General features: G+C 34.2%; 11 protein-coding genes. 4 read left to right on the top strand and 7 right to left on the bottom strand.

Going from position 1 to position 18,312, the window contains the following annotated elements; all coding sequences use genetic code 11:
* Positions 1-984: an acyl transferase gene (locus tag DK508_RS18820; RefSeq protein ID WP_370443865.1), complete on the bottom strand. Its 984-nt coding sequence runs from the start codon at positions 982-984 to the stop codon at positions 1-3.
* Between the two features lie 109 nt (positions 985-1,093).
* Positions 1,094-1,441, bottom strand: coding sequence for a T9SS type A sorting domain-containing protein (locus tag DK508_RS18825; protein WP_109302328.1), 348 nt, complete (start codon positions 1,439-1,441; stop codon positions 1,094-1,096).
* Between the two features lie 292 nt (positions 1,442-1,733).
* On the opposite strand from DK508_RS18825, the gene DK508_RS18830 reads away from it, so the two are divergent.
* Positions 1,734-3,140 carry an MATE family efflux transporter gene (locus DK508_RS18830; protein ID WP_109302329.1) on the top strand — a complete coding sequence of 469 codons (1,407 nt, stop codon included), beginning with the start codon at positions 1,734-1,736 and terminating at the stop codon, positions 3,138-3,140.
* Between the two features lie 83 nt (positions 3,141-3,223).
* Here the strand turns inward: DK508_RS18830 and DK508_RS18835 are convergent, their stop codons facing one another.
* The 5 genes from DK508_RS18835 to DK508_RS18855 all read right to left on the bottom strand — a co-directional run bounded on the left by DK508_RS18835 (position 3,224) and on the right by DK508_RS18855 (position 12,876).
* Positions 3,224-6,058 (bottom strand): TonB-dependent receptor, encoded by a 2,835-nt coding sequence (locus DK508_RS18835; protein ID WP_109302330.1) that lies wholly within the window; start codon positions 6,056-6,058, stop codon positions 3,224-3,226.
* Between the two features lie 90 nt (positions 6,059-6,148).
* Positions 6,149-7,438 carry a hypothetical protein gene (locus DK508_RS18840; RefSeq protein WP_109302331.1) on the bottom strand — a complete coding sequence of 430 codons (1,290 nt, stop codon included), beginning with the start codon at positions 7,436-7,438 and terminating at the stop codon, positions 6,149-6,151.
* 535 nt (positions 7,439-7,973) lie between these two features.
* Positions 7,974-9,296: a hypothetical protein gene (locus DK508_RS18845; RefSeq protein ID WP_109302332.1), complete on the bottom strand. Its 1,323-nt coding sequence runs from the start codon at positions 9,294-9,296 to the stop codon at positions 7,974-7,976.
* Between the two features lie 32 nt (positions 9,297-9,328).
* On the bottom strand, positions 9,329-12,136 hold the full coding sequence (locus DK508_RS18850; RefSeq protein ID WP_109302333.1) for a TonB-dependent receptor: 2,808 nt from the start codon (positions 12,134-12,136) through the stop codon (positions 9,329-9,331).
* A gap of 380 nt (positions 12,137-12,516) precedes the next feature.
* A complete protein-coding gene (locus DK508_RS18855) occupies positions 12,517-12,876 on the bottom strand; it encodes a toxin-antitoxin system YwqK family antitoxin (protein ID WP_109302334.1) in 360 nt (119 codons plus the stop codon).
* Between the two features lie 268 nt (positions 12,877-13,144).
* Between DK508_RS18855 and chrA the strand changes: the two genes are divergently transcribed.
* The 3 genes from chrA (at position 13,145) to DK508_RS18870 (ending at position 18,227) form a co-directional block, all read left to right on the top strand.
* A complete protein-coding gene (chrA, locus tag DK508_RS18860; RefSeq protein ID WP_109302335.1) occupies positions 13,145-14,275 on the top strand; it encodes a chromate efflux transporter in 1,131 nt (376 codons plus the stop codon).
* Between the two features lie 286 nt (positions 14,276-14,561).
* Positions 14,562-15,761 (top strand): porin, encoded by a 1,200-nt coding sequence (locus tag DK508_RS18865; RefSeq protein ID WP_109302336.1) that lies wholly within the window; start codon positions 14,562-14,564, stop codon positions 15,759-15,761.
* A gap of 78 nt (positions 15,762-15,839) precedes the next feature.
* Positions 15,840-18,227, top strand: coding sequence for an inorganic phosphate transporter (locus tag DK508_RS18870; protein ID WP_109302337.1), 2,388 nt, complete (start codon positions 15,840-15,842; stop codon positions 18,225-18,227).
* Positions 18,228-18,312 lie beyond the last annotated feature (85 nt).

Genomic DNA, 18,312 nt, shown 5'->3' on the forward strand with positions numbered 1-18,312 from the left:
TCATAAAGCCATTAAATTGCATCCTCGAATATCACTATGATCAAAACGACCTATAACTTGAAAGCTTCCGTCGTTTTGAATTTTTCCTAAGTCTTGAGTGGCAATAAATGAACAAGAGTTAATATTTGCTAAATCTATTATGTTGATTCCGCCTGTTTTACCAGTTTCAATACCAGAAAGTGGGTCTTCTGGGTTTCTAATAGAAACTTTCATCCATGGAGGGCAATAAAATATACCCGCTCCTTGTGAGTATGCTTGTGACAACAACTCGGTCATGCCATATTCGCTATGGATTTTAGAAACTCCAAATCCATCAATTAGAATTTTATGAAGTTCTTCTCGAATAATTTCTTTTCTTCTTCCTTTCATACCTCCGGTTTCCATAATGACTACATTGTCATTTAAGGTTATCGAATAGTTTTCAATAAGATCTAGTAAAGCAAAAGAAACACCTAGAAGAAGTATTTTTTTTTGTTCTGTGATTAATTTTTGAAGTGTGTGAACTAATTTTTCGATTTCATAAAGATAAAATCCACTTTCGGATTGGGTGCTATCCTCAATCAATTTTTCAGCCATATACACTAGAGAGGAACCTTCTCTTTCTAGATAAGAAGGTAGTACAGCTAATACAACATATTCTGAAATATCTCCGTAAAAATGAGCAAACCCTTTTCTAAAGCTTTTTTCATAAATACTAAGATCACTAACGTAGTGTTTACTAACCACACTGCCTGTAGTACCGCTACTGGTGAAAATTTTCTGTGTTAATGAAGTAGTGCTGGTTATTTTTTCTTGTTTAAAAAATTGTATTGGAAGAAAAGGAATATTGTGAACACAAGTAACCGATGCTTTTGTGATTCCTAAAAGGTTACAAAATCTCTGATACGTATTATTATTTATATATTGATGATGAAATACTTTTATTGCGGCTTGTTCAAAATCACTATTATTTTGAATAGAAAAAATAGTATCAACAAGCATAATGTGTATTCAACGATTTAGTGAAGAACAAAGGTATAAAAAAGGCGTTCCCTTTTGAATAATTTTCAAAAAGATATTACACACTAACTACGTAAGAATACGAAGTACTCTATTATTCAATAATGAGTTTGAGAGTGTCTTGACTATTGCCTTCTGTAATTTTAATTACGTAAACTCCAGGATTTAAATTACTGATATTTAACTCCTTACCTATCAAAACTTTGAACAATACTTGTTTGCCAAGAACTGTAAAAATTTTAACTGTTTTGGTTAATTGTAAATCAGAGGTAATATATAGAATATCTCCAGTTGCAGGATTAGGAAAAACTCGTAATCCATCAATCTTTTGTAGGGCTTTTGTTTCTTGTCTTGGAGGTGTGTTTGGTTGTGCCTGCATTCCTGAAGTGAAAGACAAGCATATCAAACCGACAAATGTTAATAACAAGTAGATTTTTTTCATACAAAATTATTTTGGGGCAATAAATATACAATATAAAAATTAAAAACCGAGTATATCATATGCACACTTTTATGTTAAAACCTAATAAAAAGGCAACCCTGCCCGCAAATTACGGTTTTTACTTCGAATATAGTTTTGAAATTCAAAAATAATGCCGCATATTTGTTCCATCATGAAGTTATAAAGAATTTATGTACATAATTGTGCAAATAGACACCCCGATTTTTAGAGGCTAAGGATTTCTTCCCTTGGCTCGTCTTTTTTTATTTCTAATTTTTTATTTCTTAATATCATGACTCAAAATAAACTCACGTTACAACGTTTATTCTCTTATTTTAAAACCGCCGTATCTGGCAAAGAACAGGAATTTACTTCTGGAAGCATTCGCAGGGCAATTTTTATGTTATCAGTACCTATGGTGCTAGAAATGATGATGGAATCTGTATTCTTTTTGGTAGATGCATATTTCGTGTCGAGTCTAGGTGCAGATGCCATTGCTACCGTTGGACTTACAGAATCAGTGCTCACCTTGGTCTATGCAATTGCTATAGGACTTAGTATGGGTGTTACTGCTATTGTGGCTCGTAGAATAGGAGAAAAAGATATTGCAGGAGCATCACAAACCGCAATACAATCTATATTATTGGGTATTGGTGTAGCGATTGTAATAAGTATTATAGGGATTATTTTTCCTAAAGAAATTCTTGGTTTGATGGGAGCAGAACCAGAACTAATTGCTAATGGCTATGGATATACCCAGGTGTTATTAGGTGGCAATGTTACCATTATGCTCTTGTTTTTAATCAATGCTGTTTTTCGGGGAGCTGGAGATGCTTCAGTTGCAATGAGAGTATTGATTTTTTCTAATGTGCTAAATATTATCCTGGATCCGATGTTTATCTTTGGATTTGGCCCAATCCCAGCTTTTGGAGTTCAAGGAGCTGCAATAGCTACCACTATCGGAAGAGGTAGTGCTGTAATTTTTCAGCTTTTGATTCTTTTTTATGGCTGGAGTAAGATCAAAGTAGCCTTCAGAGATGTTGTTTTTCGTGCAGGAATTATGATGAACTTAATCAAAGTTTCTTTAGGAGGGATTGGTCAATTTATTATAGGCACTTCTAGTTGGGTGTTTTTGATGCGTATTATGGCCGAATTTGGAAGTGAAGTATTAGCAGGATATACAATTGCCATACGAGTACTTATGTTTACGTTAATGCCTTCTTGGGGAATGAGTAATGCGGCTGCCACTTTAGTAGGGCAAAATTTAGGAGCTCAAAAACCGGAACGAGCAGAACAATCTGTATGGAAAACAGGTAAGTACAATGCGCTTTTTATGTTGGTAGTATCTTTGTTTTATCTATTCTTTGCAGAAGCTATTATCAAAATCTTTAGCGATGAAGCACAAGTTATAGAATATGGTGCGCTAAGTTTACGTGTAATCGCTGCAGGATATGTATTCTATGCCTACGGAATGGTAGTTATACAATCTTTTAATGGCGCGGGAGATACTAAAACACCTACGGTTATTAATTTCTTTTGTTTTTGGGTGTTTCAATTACCATTTGCGTACTTGGCGGCTTTAGTTTTTAAATGGGGCGCCATGGGTGTCTTTTTGGCCATTACCTTTGCTGAAGTCTTAATCGCAGTAATTGGTATTATCTGGTTTAAAAAAGGAAAATGGAAGGCCGTAAAGGTTTAGTAACATCACGTGTGATAAAATAAATAATAAGGCTACCAATTTTGGTAGCCTTATTTGTTTGTAAGCTATAATGTTCTTTTACATTAGAATTTATAAGTATAACTCAAAGAGATTTCCTGGCCAGGACTCCACTTTGAATATACACGATCTTCAGATCCGAAAGATTCGTATACACTTTCAATATCATCGTCTAATAAGTTTGAAAATTTCAAGCTAACTGATGAATTCTTTTTTTCTCCAAAAGCTTTTCCAATAGTAAGATTGATGCTATGAAAAGGAAGCGTGAATACATCTGGAATGTTACCATTACCTACAATTTGTAGTGTTCTTCCTTGCACATTGTAAAATGCACCACCTTGCCATCCATTATCTGGATTATTATAGTTAATCCCAAAGTTAAGCAAGAAAGGCGATTGCCCTTGAAGAGTTCTACCATCTTCTAATTCTTCACCAACTCTAAGGTTATCCTCTCTAGCGTCTCTTTCATCATCACTAAATTTTTGTTCAGATTCGATAAGAGAGAAGTTAGTAGTTACATTAAAATGCTCTAGTCCTGCAAAAGCCAAGTCTCTTCTAAACTCTATCTCAGCTCCGTATACAGTTGCATCACCAAGATTTAATGGTGTAAACTGACCTGTAGCTTCTCTGATAAAACTAAGCTCGATAGGATCATCAAAAGATTTATAAAATGCACTAACGGCAAAGAAGTTTGCACCTTCACCATAGATTTCATATCGTATATCAAAGTTATCGATATAGGTTGGTTGTACATTAATATTACCAATAAAGAAAGTATTAGATGTTGGATCAAAAATCTCTGCAATAGAAGCTTCTTTAAATGATGGTCTTGCCGTTGTTCTACTATATGATGCTCTTAATTTTTGATTTGCATCTTCGTTAAGATCATAAATCAAGTTTGCCGAAGGGAAAAAATCTGCTTCGTCAAGAATAGACTCTTCATTAAATTGAAGTCCACTTTGACTTTCTCCTGTGTATAATAAATCAAACTTTTCGAATCTAACTCCCAAGATAGCATTGAAGCGATCTGATAATTTAAACTCTTCAGAGATATACCCAGCTGCAATAGAAATCGTAGAATCGAATGTATCAGAGATGTTTGAGTCACGTCTTACAAAAGAACCTTGCCCTGTATTTGGGTTAAATATATTATCTGGATTAAGAACCTGATTAGGGTCACCGCCTAAAATTTGCGTATTAAAACTTCCTGCAAACGGAGTCGAAAATTGATCTACAGAAAAATCACGTTGTTTATATGTATATGCAGGACCAAACTTGGTTTTAGCATCTCTTCCAAATAATTTATGCTTTTTGGTAAGATCTAGTTTTCCTGCAGCATTAACTTCCTCAAGATCTCGCCATATTCTTCTAGGATCTCCACCTTCACTGGCGCTAATTGTAAATACAGTAGGGTCATTTTCACTAACAACAAAATTGGTTGTTCTTAAATCTTTATCATATACTCGGGATAGTGTTGGTGAAACTTTCCACTCGATAAGCCAAGAGGCATCTTCGCTACTGTGTCTGCCAGAAAACAAAACGTTTGTGATAGATCGTTGTGTATAAATGAGGTTGTCTTGTTTGATTTGATTAGAATTAATAATCAGGTTTCGTTGATCAAACAAAGATGCTTCAGATTCTCCGTTCTGAATATGAAGAATATTAAACTTGTACTTAGATTTTTCGGTTTTATATGATAATCCGGCTAATCCACTAAGTAAAACATTATTAATACCAACTTCTCCCTGTTGACTTCTATCTACACCTAATTCTAGAACAGAAGGATCCGAGTTTTTTCTAAACACTTGCCCTTCGATATACTCTTCGTAATAAGTAGTTTCGTTTCTGTATGATAAGGATGCCAATACCCCTAATCTGTTATCACCAACTTCAAATTGTTTACCAGCTGTAAATCCAAAATTATAATCAACAAAACTTTTTTCTCTTTCAGCAGCAAGTGTTCTGTCTAATAAAAATGTGTTTTCTCTAGCAGTGTTACCATCTACTTGCGGTAATGGTAGTGTACCTGTTGTATTGTCTAGTGGGTTATCACGACTTCCGTCATCAAACCCTAAGAAATCAGTGTCGCCACCTTGATAGTTTAAGTAGTTATCATCAAGATGCATAGAAGAATTATATGATGCTCCTACAGAAAGACTATATTCTTCTCGAGATGGTAAGTCTTTAGTAATAATGTCTACAACACCACCTGTGAAATCAGCAGGCTGATCTGCTGTAGCCGATTTAACCACTAAAATATTTTCTAAAATGTTAGTAGGGAAAATGTCTAATTGTAATGTATTTCTGTCCGGATCCAATCCAGGAACATCAACACCATTTAATATCGATTTTGTGTAACGATCACCTAGTCCACGTACATATACAAATTTACCCCCTTGTACAGATACTCCAGGAACATTTTTTACAGCACTTGCAATGTTACTAGCTCCAGTAGTTTTTATACTCTCTATAGATAATCCATCTAATAGTTTTACAGAATTTTTTTGAAGCGTTAATACAGCAGCTTTAGTGTTTTTTCTTACTGTAGTTGTAATTACTACATCTTCTAGAGCAGCGGCAGTTGCATTAATGGTAACGTTAAGATCCACAACATCGCCCGATGATTTTACTTCTACACCACTCACTTCTTTGGTTTCATAACCAACAAAAGAAAAAACGATGGTATATGTGCCTGGTTCAACATTGATCTCATATAAACCATCAAAGTCTGATGTAGACCCAATTGATGCGTCTTTTACAGAGATATTCGCAAAAGGTAACACGTCATTAGTTTCACCATCTATTACTTTACCCGTAATTTTTCCTTGTGCAAAAGTGGACATAGTCGCTCCAAGAATTAGGAGTGCACACAGCGTTTTTTTTATAAATGTTTTATACATTTTCCCTATTGATTTATTATAAGTATTGCTCGTTTCCTTTTAGAAACGAGCAATACCGTAGTACTAACTATTTATGACTAAATTCAAATTTTAGAATCCTAAATTGGCTTTAGCGTTAGCAAATGTCCAGCTAAACTGAGCTGTATTTGCACCAACATTAGCAGAAGCAGCATCGGTAACAGCGGTTGTCCATGCATCAGCTCTTTCAGTAAATGTTGGCATTAAGATTATTGGGTTTTCAGGAACATCATTAGAGTCATCAGCATCATCACAGTTTGAAGCACATCCTACTTTTTCTACAAAGATATCTTCTGCAGCAGCAACACCAGTTGGTAATACGATTTCCCAAGCAGTAAAAGTGATGTCACCATCAAGGAAGTTTTGAGAAACACCATTGTTATCTAATTCTACATCTGCAGAATCAGTAAATCCTGTAACTAATACATTGCTGGTAGTTCCTGTAGCACCACTTCTGTAATCTGCAACTTCACCAGAGTTAGATCCAAATAAAGTAACATTTTGCAATGTAAATGATCCAGTAGCAGATCCCTCAGGTCCGTCGATTTCAAGACCATGATCAGATATAGCACCTTGTACTACTACTACGTTATCGATAGTTCCAGAATATGCTTGATCAATATCGATAGCATCATCTCCTTGAGACCATACTAATAGGTTAGAGGCGTTTACTGTACCACCAAAGAATTCAACGCCATCATCAACATTACCTACTACCTCGATAAATTCTATCGTAGTTCCTGTACCAACACCACCAAGTGTTAATCCGTTAATTTCGTTACCTTCTCCAATTAATGCTCCACCATGACGAATAGAGATGTATCTGTAAGTACCAGAATCATCAGCTGGATCAGATCCACCGTATAATCCATTAGTATCACTTGCAGGTATTCCTTCTATTTGAGCAGCATCTGCATCACCATTTAAAGAAACTGGAGCATTACCAAGAACAATAAGTCCTCCCCAAAGTCCTCTTTGGTTCTCATCTAAGTTCGTTCCAGCGGTTTGTCCTAAAGCAATGTCATCTGCAATTGAAGTAAAGATGATAGGTGCCGTAGCAGTACCATTAGCTTCAAGTTTTGCTCCTCTTGCAATAATTAAAGTAGAAGCGTTTGCCCCTGTACCGCCTTCTGCTTTAAGGATAGTTCCAGCTTCAATAGTTAAAGTAGCACCATTTGTTACTGTAACACGACCATCTAGGGTGTATATGTTAGCTGCTGTTAAAGTTCTATTTTCAGTAATTTGGCCACTCAAAGTAGTGTTTTCTGCAGGTGGAGGGGTTGGTTCTGTGTCATCGTCGCTACCACAACCAGTAAATGCTAACATTGAAATTGCAAAACCTGCAATGATTAATTTTTTCATAATTGATAATTTAAAGAATTAAGATTTTGTTCTTTTTTTGAGTTTAAAAACTTCTACAAATAAATACGGTTTTACAGTAATTGATTTTATGCCACTATTATGGTTAGTTTAAGGCATTGTGATGTAGGAAAAAATGGTAGTAAGGTGAAATTTGTAAGGTTTTTCAGGGAATTTTGACTTTAAAATACAAATGCGAAAAGAGTGTAATATTTGTTGATTACTAAGCTCTTGAAGGGGTAAAAGCTTTGCGAAAAATGATGTTCTTTTTTTGATCTAATAGTATTTAAAAGTATTCAAAAGTCATTTTTATAAAACTTTAGCTTATTGTTACGAGAGTGTTAAAATCAATAAATTAACAAAATATGGATTAACATAGGGGTAAAATGAAATAGACAATGAGTCGTATTTGTGAAATGTTTTTTTGAGATTTTTCGTTTTTTTTGGGTAGATTAAAACCAAATTGAAATTTTACACATAAAAAAAGCCTGGCAATTTGCCAGGCTTTTTTTTATATTCAAAACTGTATGTTATTGCTTTACAAACGAGTCCAATCAGAAGTCCAAGAATCTCCACTTTGTAATGCACCAGCATAGTTAGCAGCATCAAAAAATGAATTTAATGTAGATGGATCAAAATTGTCCACACCGTCTGTAGCAACTGTAAATTGGTACGTTCCTCTAAAACCTGTAACTTCAAAATTAGCAGGGATAGCGCTACCGGCATTATTAAAAGGAGCACCAGATCCGTCTAAAGTGAAATTATTGAAAGTTGCAAAATCAGCAAGATCTACTGTAGCTCCGCCGTGATCTAAATCGAAAGAATTAACGTTATCTATAATTGAGTTTCTAACAATTACTTCATTGTTGTTAAGGTTTAGAAGTGTTTGATCATCATCAACTTCGATTCCTTTTCCAGGAAATGCTTTAATGATTGTATTGTATAAGCTTACTTTAGTACCTGCTCTAAATTCGATTCCTTTATTTTCGCCGTCACCATCTTCTGCACCAATTAAAGTGATATTAGATAATGTTGGGTTTGAGAAAGGAGCAGCATCAGGAGCAGATGATAAATTATCAGCTTCAATTCCTTTATCGCCAGCCGCAGATGTTTGTTGAGCGATCCAGAATTGGCCATTTCCTATCCAACCATCTGTCCAGTCAAAAGAATCATCACCAGCACCAGTTACAACAGCATATTTTAAGTTTACCGTACCACCAAAGAATTCGATACCATCATCATTTCCATTAAAAGCTTGAATAAATTCTATTGTAGTTCCGTTACCTACACCATATAAAGAAAGTCCATTGTATTCTGCATCATCGTTAATTTTCCCACCGGTATATTCTAAACGTACATAACGTAATATACCTGAATCATCTGCTGGGTTTGTACCACCGTATGTAAGGTTAGCTACTTCTGTAGTTGCAGTAGTCCCTCTATTAATAGGTGCTCTACCGGCTAATAATAATCCTCCCCAATCGCCAGCATTTGGAGTAGATTTGTTAGAAGTAAATACGATAGGTTGACTTGCTGTACCTTCTGCTAATATTCTTGCACCTTGCTCTATGGCTAGGTAAGAAAACACACCTCCAACATCACCGGCAATAATTCTTGTTCCAGGTTCTATAGTTAGTGTAATACCATCTACTACAGATACACCACCTCTTAATTCGTATACTTCGTCTGCAGTTAACGTTAGGTTTTCTGTGATTTGTCCTTCAAGAACTACGCTTCCACTATTGTCACCCCCACCAGGGTTTATGATTACATCTCCTATATTATCTTCTTGGATTGTACAAGCGCTAAATAGAATCGCCGCACCAAATAATATTCCGGCAAATAAATTTTTAGTTTTCATCTTTTTATTTCTTATTAATGTGTTGTTCTTTTTTATAATTTAAGAGTTACCCCTAAGCTAAAATTGATACCATTATCAAATTTATAGGTTGTAAATTCTTGATTTAAATCTTCCTGATCTTGAAATCTTTCTATAGATGGATTTAATAAGTTTTTAGCTTTAAAACTGATTTCGATATGATCCCCTATTTCATCTTTGAAATTGAAGTTAAGTACGCCAAAACCTTTTTCGAAAATATCTCCAACTCCATTTCCACCGGCAGAGTATACGCGGTCTCCAAAAATGTTGAAATCTAGTGCTGTTGTGATATTATGCTTTTCGAACTTTTTGCCATATACCAAATCTGTATTTATTAAAAAAGGAGAAGCACCTTGTAATTGTCTTTCTATATTAGTGGGGGCGATATTAGAACCATTAAAAGTAGTAATGGTAGGGTCAATCTCTACCTGTGTGTACATGATAGTCGCATTAATCCCAAAATTTAAATTGTTCCATGTTGTTTCTTCTACCTTGAAAAGATTACCTAAGTTTTTACGGTATTCTAATTCTGCTCCAAAGATTACTACATTGTCAGAATTAACAAATGTGTTTACATTTGATGCTGAGGCTACAAATACCTTTTCGATTGGATTTTCGATATACTTACCAAATAAAGTAGCAGCTACTAATTCTCCAGATTGCTCAGGGAAATACTCCCATTTAAGATCGATATTATAATTATCAGAATTTTTAAGAATAGGATTTCCTAAAGTAGATTCTGTAACATCTTCATCTAAGAAAGGAGCGACCTCTGTAAATTTTGGCAGAGTAACCGTCTTACTTGCTGCAAAACGAAGATTAGATTTTTCATTTACCACATATTTTAAACTAATACTTGGTAAAATAAATGTTTCATCAATCTTTTGTGTTCTAAAAGGAGAAGTTTCAAGATCTTGTTGTTCTCTATAGAATACATTTTGTTCAAACAGTTCTGTACGAAGACCACCATTAAAGGTTAATTTTTCTGTTAGTGCATATTGTAAATTAACGAATCCTGCGATTGTTAATAAATCAGCTTCATAGAGTCTCGTTGTATTAAGGTTCTCTAAAACTACATAGTCTCCGTTTGAAAAATTGGTTTCATTTAATAATGCATCAGGATTGTTAAAGTCTACATTAGTATTTCTAAACCCGTTAAGGTTGTAGTTTAATTGATTAGATTCAAAATCTCTGTCTTTGCCTCTCGCGGCAACTCCAACAGTAAGTTTGTTTTTGAAATTATCATCTTCATCTTTTCCAAAGTTGATATCAAAATCTACTTTTCCAGAATAATCATTCTCGTTCAACTCTTGGTAGAAACGTTGATTGTTTGCTAAATCTGGACTTGTACGGTTTCCTAAAACCAAATTTCCATTTTGCAATTCTGTAAATACCAACTGGCGTCTATCTGGAATTAATCCTTGAGCTTTATTATATGCTCCACCCCAATCTAATTTGTATTTACCATCTTTAAATTTGTGTTCACCTATTAACTGTTGAGTAAACAGGTTATTTTGTTCGTAGGTACCTCTTCTTAAACGAATACCTACATCTGTATCTTCACTACTTACACCATCTGTAAATTCTCTTAATTCATCCTGAGTGTCATTTACGAATAAAGTAGTAGCAAGTATTTTATTATTGCTATTCCAACGATATCCTAGGCTTCCTAATAAAGTAGTATTTGTGCTATATTGATAACGGTCAACATTTCTAAAGTTACCTAGACCAGTAATGCTTTCTCCTTGAGAGTTAAAAGCTGCTTGATTACCACCAAGGGCAGTTCTGTGATTTTGACTAAAAGATCCTGTTACTAAAACGTCTAGTTTTTGATCTTCGGCAATGGTAAATGTTTTACCTCCGGCAACACTCATGCCACCATCAGGGCCATTAAATCTTTTTTCTGGATTAAAAGAAGTGTCAAATGGAAAATAATCAATATCAGTACTTACATAATTGTAATTAGGGATTTCTAAAAAGATAGGTACTCTTCTAGAGCCATCATCAATTCCCCAATCATCATACTGTCCGCCGTTAAGTAAGAAAAAATCGTTACTGATAGCTTTAGAATTTACTCCAGAATTAAAACTGAATTCTAAAAACCCTTTTCCTGGGCGGTCTTTGGTATCAATGTTTACACTGGCTCCTGCAAAATCTCCATAAATATCAGGAGAATAAGTTTTGTAAATACCCAAATTCTCAACAATATCTGTTGGGAAAATACCAAGATCAATAAGTTTTAACTTCGGATTTAAAGAAGGAATAGGTAGGCCATTTAAATATGCATTATTATAACGATCACCTAATCCACGAACATAAAGCTTATCACTTTGTTTGGATATACCAGTTGCTTTTGTTAATCCAGTAGCTACATCGCTTACTCCCTTTTTAGAAAGTTCTTGCGCACCAATCTTCTGTTGAATAGTCACTGCATTTTTCTGTTCTAATAGGATAGCGACTTCAGATTCTTTTGTGGTAGTTGTTTTGATAATTACCTCATCCAAGGCAGCAGCACTTGCACCAATAGATGCATTAACGGTTAGTGTTTCTCCTGTTGTAACGATAATCTCTTTGTCAAGAGTTTCGTATCCAATAAAGCTAAATTCTAATATGTGTACGCCAGGCTGTAAATTATCAATGGTGTATAAACCATCAAAGTCTGTTGTTGTTCCTTTTGTTGTTCCTTTGATTAATACATTAGCAAAAGGAAGAGGTTGGTTGTTAGATTCCTTGTCTAACAATTTTCCGGTAACCGAACCGGTCTCTTGCGCAAAGAGTATTCCTGCAAAAAATAGCGCAATCAGGGTAACAATTTTTTTCATTTAACTTGTTCTGAAATTCTGGGCAAAGAACGTTACGGGGTGTTAAATGTGTGTTATTCAAAAATTAATTATGTATGATTATAATGTTAGATAATTGTTATCTACGTTTGTTTACAGAATGTTTTCTTAACATTAAGGTTGTTTTACGCTTTCTGTAAATTGTTGGTATATAAGAGTTAGTTGTTGCTTAGATGTTTTCTCAGAAAATTGGTTTTGTGTTAAGAAAATATTTTAAAGATAAACGGTGTAAATCCAATATTAAAGGTGTCTAATTGATAAAAGTCAAATAGGGGAATATAAATTATAATTTTTTTGAAATATTTGGGTATAAAAAAACGTTTCAGATTTCTGAAACGTTTTTTTATATTATGTAAGATTGTTTAATTTTTGTAATTCACTACAACATTGTCTTTGTCCGACCAAGTAGTTACATCTGCAATCTGATTATCAGCATAATTTACTTCAGATAACTTATTGGCATTCCAAAAAAACCATTTTCCAGTTTTTACACCATTGTTGTATTGTCCCATTGCGATTTTCTTTCCCGTGACATCATATGATTTCCATTCTCCATGAAGCTTACCTTCTTTATTATAAAAACCTTGCTGCCTTACATTTCCATTCTCGTGAAAGAAAGTACCTTTAATTTGATCTCCTTGTTTTTCAAAAGTAGGTTTTACATCTTGTGCCATTACAGTCGCAGAAAATAAAATGGCCATTGCTACTAATATCTTTTTCATTTTTAACTATTTTAAATTTGTTAGGGCTGTCGACTTATAATATAAGTTTAAAAATACTACTTATTTTACATTTAAACAACATTTGCATAACATTAAATTAACATTGTGAAAATAATATACTGATTATAAGCATATTAAATAATATCAAATCGAGAAATAGATTTATAGGTTGATTAATTGAATTATATGTTTACACTTAAAATTTGTTGTTATATTCATACTTTTGATCATCGAGTTCGTTATATAATTCCAAAACATTATTATTTCAATGAATAAAAAGAAAAGACTTATAGAAGTTGCTACTGTCTTCTTTAGGCTAGGTTGTGTTGCTTTTGGAGGTCCAGCTGCTCATATCGCTATGATGGAAGATGAAGTTGTTCACAAAAAAAAATGGATGGATAGACAACATTTTTTGGACTTAATTGGAGCAACCAATTTGATTCCTGGGCCCAATTCTACTGAGATGACTATGCATTGTGGGCATGAACGAGCAGGAGTAGCTGGTTTGTTTGTTGCTGGTGCTTGTTTTGTTTTTCCGGCGGTTGTTATTACCGGAATTTTAGCGTGGTTTTATACTTCATATGGGCAATTACCCGAAGTTGCACCTTTTATTATGGGTATTAAGCCTGCGGTATTGGCGATTATTGCATCGGCTATTTTAAAATTAGGAAAGAAGGCATTAAAGAGTTGGGAAATTGGCGCTATAGGTATTTTAACATTGGTAGCTAGTGTTTTGGGGGTAAATGAAGTTATAGCATTATTAAGCGCGGGAGTTTTGGGCGTATTTTACTTTTACTCAAAGTCAGAATTAAATACTACTTCCAAATCAATTGCTCCTCTTTTTTTATTCAAATTTTCGACAGCTACTTTTGTTAAATTATCTTCCTTAAAGATATTTTGGACTTTTCTAAAAGTAGGTGCTATATTATATGGTAGTGGCTATGTGTTGTTTGCTTATCTGGATGCTGAGTTAGTCACTAAAGGATGGTTAACAAGACTAGAATTGATAGATGCTATTGCAGTGGGACAGTTCACGCCTGGCCCTGTATTATCTACTGCAACCTTTATAGGATATCAATTAGGAGGATTATGGGGAGCTGTTGGGGCAACACTAGGCATCTTTCTTCCGTCTTTTCTATTCGTATTACTTTTGAATCCTTTAATTCCTAAAATGAGAAAATCCAGAGTATTGAGTTATTTTTTGGATTCAGTAAACATTGCTGCAGTTGCTATAATGTTGTCAGTTTTATACGCAATGGGAATAGATACATTAGTTGACTGGAAATCAATCGTAATAGCATTATTAAGTACGTTCTTAATTTTCTTCATTAAAAAAGTAAATGCTATGTGGATTGTGCTTGGAGGGGCAATTTTAGGATATTTGTTAAACTTGATATGAAGATATTTTTAACGATACCTTAAAGTTGTGATAACATAAAAACTCGCCAAAAAAAATACTTTTGACGAGTCGTAAGACATATTGTAATTTCAAAAAATCGTATTAGTTTTTGTCGACTTAGATTTTTGAAATACAGGGCTGGTCATAAGTGATCAGCCTTTTTTTTGCTATTGCATAAGTACTTAAAAAAAAGGGGATTTTAAAATAATCATTATAAAACATTAAGTTAACATTAACTTAACACGGGTGTTGGTTCTTTGCAGCGACAAAAAACTAGTACGGAATTATGAAATTAAAGATTACCCTAACAGCGTTAACTCTTTTTACGCTTTGCTTTGTAAATGCACAAGAAATTACCGAAACTAAATTTGGAAAAGGAATTCTAAATGTTGTCGCTAAGGACAGTTCTTGGAGCATGAAATTTGCAACTAGAATGCAATTTCTTTCAACTACGGGATGGGATATTAATGACGGAGATTATAGTAAGCCAGAAACGAATTTCTTGGTACGAAGAGCTCGTTTAAAGTTTAGTGGTTTTGCGTATAGTCCAAAACTTAAATATAAAATAGAACTTGGTTTATCTAATAGAGATATCTCAGGAGCTTCGGAATTCACAAATGATGCCCCTCGATATATTCTTGATGCTGTTATCAAATGGAATTTTTATAAAAACTTTACGCTCTGGGCAGGACAAACAAAATTACCTGGTAACGTAGAACGTGTTATCTCCTCGGCAAATTTACAACTAGTAGATCGTTCGAGATTAAACAGTAGATTTAATATTGATCGAGATCTTGGTGTACAGTTAAGACATCACTTTAAAATATCAGATAAATTTTTAGTGAGAGAAGCATTTGCTATTTCTCAAGGTGAAGGAAGAAATATTACAACAGGTAATCTAGGAGGACATCAATATACAAGTAGAGTAGAATTACTACCTTTTGGAAAATTTCAGAGCAAAGGGGATTATAAAGGAGGAGATCTTAAAAGAGAGCAGACTCCTAAATTAATGCTTGCTGCCACGTATGATTTTAATGCAGATGCTGTTAAAAATAGAAGTAACCAGGGATCATATATGGAGACCAGTACAGGTTTTTTCGAAACTAATATCTCAACAATATTTGTTGATGCTGTATTTAAGTACAAAGGTTTTTCTTTTATGGGAGAATTTGCCGATCGAGATGCAGATGAGGCAATAGCTGTAGAAGAAGATGGTACTCCAACAGGAGATATCGTACAGGTTGGTAATGCATTAAATTTACAGGCTGGATATTTATTTAAAAGTAACTGGGAAGTAGCAGGACGTTATACTAATCTTAATTTTGATGCTGTTGTTGGTAGAGCTTTGGAAGAGCAATACACTCTTGGAGTTTCTAGATATGTGGCTGGGCATAATTTAAAAGTGCAGTCGGATATAAGTTATACTACAGAAGCTGGCGAAGGTAGTGGGTTAATGTACAGATTACAATTTGACATACATTTCTAAACACTGTGTAAATACATAACAGTTTGATAACATTAAGCTGAGAATTGATTATAATATTTGCACCTTAAATAAAAAGTAATGGATAATATTTATTTATTAATGGTTGTTGCTCTTGCTGTACTGGCAATTGCCGACCTTATTGTAGGAGTTAGTAACGATGCCGTTAATTTTTTGAACTCTGCAATTGGCTCTAAAGCTGTGTCTTTTAGAACAATTATGATTGTTGCTAGTATTGGTATTGCGGCTGGGGCCATTTTTTCTAGTGGATTGATGGAGGTAGCACGGAAAGGGATATTTAATCCCGGAGAATTCTATTTTGATGAGATCATGATCATCTTTATGGCGGTAATGATTACCGATATACTCCTGCTCGACTTTTTTAATACACTTGGGATGCCAACATCAACAACAGTATCTATTGTGTTTAACCTTTTGGGAGCAGCCGTTTGTGTGGCATTAATCAAAATTGGTGCAGATCAAGGACAAACTTTTGCAGATTTAGAGAACTATATAAATACTAAAACTGCTAAAAAAATCATCAGCGGTATTCTACTCTCGGTAGTTATTGCATTTTCGGTTGGTGCTCTTGTGCAGTTTATTACTCGTTTATTATTATCTTATAATTTTGAAAAGAAAGCAAAATGGGTTGGTGCCTTGTTTGGAGGAATTGCATTGACTGCATTATTGTATTTCATTTTTATGAAAGGGATCAAAGGAACCGCATATGCAAAAGCAATAGTTGATGTTGTATATAGTGGAGGTCCAGAAGGATTATTAACGGCGGCTAAAGATTATTTTGGTACTTCTTATGAAACAATAAAAGAGTTGGCCAAAGATCAAAAAGACTTGTTTAAGATTGATGGAGAAGCAGGTACGATTAAAATGACATTAAGAGGGTTTTTAGAAACCTATGTATTACCAATAGTAGGGGTTGGTTTTGTGTTTTGTTCACTACTATCGTATGTTATAATTCACTTTTTTAAAGTAAATATTTACAAATTAATCATCATCATCGGTACTTTTGGATTGGCATTAGCTTTTTCAGGTAACGATTTGGTAAACTTTATTGGTGTTCCAATTGCTGGTTGGCAATCCTATGAAGCTTGGATAGCTTCCGGAATACCTGCAGCAGAATTTGCGATGGACGGTTTGGCTAAAAAGAGTGAAACTCCGGTATTCTTGTTATTTGCAGCCGGTGCTATTATGGTGCTTACATTGTGGTTGTCTAAAAAAGCGAGATATGTCGCAGATACAGAGATTAACCTTTCTAGAGAAGGAGAAGCCAAAGAACGTTTCAAACCTAATTTTTTATCTAGAGGTGTTGTAAGAGGAACAGTATTGGCCTCGCAGGGACTTGCTGCTATTACACCAAAGCAGACAATGGAATTTATAGAAAAACGTTTTACGAAACCAGTAATAGAATTACCAAAAGATAAGACCTATGAAATGCCAGCATTTGATATGGTAAGAGCTGCTGTAAACCTTGTTGTTGCTGGAATCCTTATTTCGATTGCGACTTCTATGGGATTACCTTTATCTACAACATATGTAACATTTATGGTAGCTATGGGTACCTCATTAGCGGATAGAGCATGGGGAACAGAGAGTGCTGTGTATAGGGTAGCAGGAGTGTTAAATGTGATAGGCGGATGGTTTATGACCGCAATCAGTGCATTTATCGCTGCAGGAACAGTAGCATTCTTGATTAACCTTGGTGGTGCTCCAATGATTGCTGTATTATTACTTGTTGCTGTATTGCTTCTTGCTAGAAATACAATAAGTTATAGAAAGAGAGTGAAAGCAGAGAAGGCAGAAGATAGCCTTAAAAATTCTGAAAGTAGTTCTGTACAAGGTGTGATTGAAGAAAGTGCAGATAATATTAAGTCTTTTGTAAATAGAGGAACTAAAATCTATACAAATACGATAGAAAGCTTAGTGAAATATGATTTGCCAGCTTTAAAGAAAAGTAAAAAAGGAATTGCTAAACTTGATGCAGAAGTTGAAGACCTAAGGGATAATATCTTTTATTTTATTAAAAACTTAGATGAGTCGAGTGTGGGTGCAAGTAATTTTTATATTAACATCTTAGGATATTTACAAGATATGTCTCAGTCATTAGAATATATTTCTAAAGCGAGTCATAAGCATGTGAATAATAACCACAAGAAACTTCGATTTAATCAAATTAAAGATTTGAAAGAAATTGAAGAGCAATTGACAGAGTTGTTTGGGCAAATTAAAAAAGCGTTTAATGATAGAGATTTTGATCAGGTAGATGCTATTCTTAATGAAAAACAAGAATTGTTCAATAAAGTTAATGAGAAAATTGACAAGCAAGTTGCAAGGACCAGAACAGAAGAAAGCAGTCCTAAGAACACTACTTTATATTTTGGATTACTGTTAGAAACTAAAGATTTAATAACAGCAACCATGAATTTATTAGAAACATATAAAGATCATAAATAACAGATCTTTTAAATAAGTTACTAAAGGCTGAATATTTTATATTCAGCCTTTTTGATTCATATAATATCCTATAAATTAATAACTA

Origin of the sequence: Aquimarina sp. AU474 (assembly GCF_900312815.1) — a bacterium.
Classification (GTDB): domain Bacteria; phylum Bacteroidota; class Bacteroidia; order Flavobacteriales; family Flavobacteriaceae; genus Aquimarina.

What these genes read in the sequence shown, in the direction of transcription:
- DK508_RS18830 (WP_109302329.1), top strand. Translation starts at nt 1,734, where the DNA reads ATGACTCAAAATAAACTCACGTTACAACGTTTATTCTCTTATTTTAAA.
- DK508_RS18825 (WP_109302328.1), bottom strand. Translation starts at nt 1,441, where the DNA reads ATGAAAAAAATCTACTTGTTATTAACATTTGTCGGTTTGATATGCTTG.
- DK508_RS18870 (WP_109302337.1), top strand. Translation starts at nt 15,840, where the DNA reads ATGGATAATATTTATTTATTAATGGTTGTTGCTCTTGCTGTACTGGCA.
- DK508_RS18835 (WP_109302330.1), bottom strand. Translation starts at nt 6,058, where the DNA reads ATGTATAAAACATTTATAAAAAAAACGCTGTGTGCACTCCTAATTCTT.
- DK508_RS18840 (WP_109302331.1), bottom strand. Translation starts at nt 7,438, where the DNA reads ATGAAAAAATTAATCATTGCAGGTTTTGCAATTTCAATGTTAGCATTT.
- DK508_RS18850 (WP_109302333.1), bottom strand. Translation starts at nt 12,136, where the DNA reads ATGAAAAAAATTGTTACCCTGATTGCGCTATTTTTTGCAGGAATACTC.
- DK508_RS18855 (WP_109302334.1), bottom strand. Translation starts at nt 12,876, where the DNA reads ATGAAAAAGATATTAGTAGCAATGGCCATTTTATTTTCTGCGACTGTA.
- chrA (WP_109302335.1), top strand. Translation starts at nt 13,145, where the DNA reads ATGAATAAAAAGAAAAGACTTATAGAAGTTGCTACTGTCTTCTTTAGG.
- DK508_RS18845 (WP_109302332.1), bottom strand. Translation starts at nt 9,296, where the DNA reads ATGAAAACTAAAAATTTATTTGCCGGAATATTATTTGGTGCGGCGATT.
- DK508_RS18865 (WP_109302336.1), top strand. Translation starts at nt 14,562, where the DNA reads ATGAAATTAAAGATTACCCTAACAGCGTTAACTCTTTTTACGCTTTGC.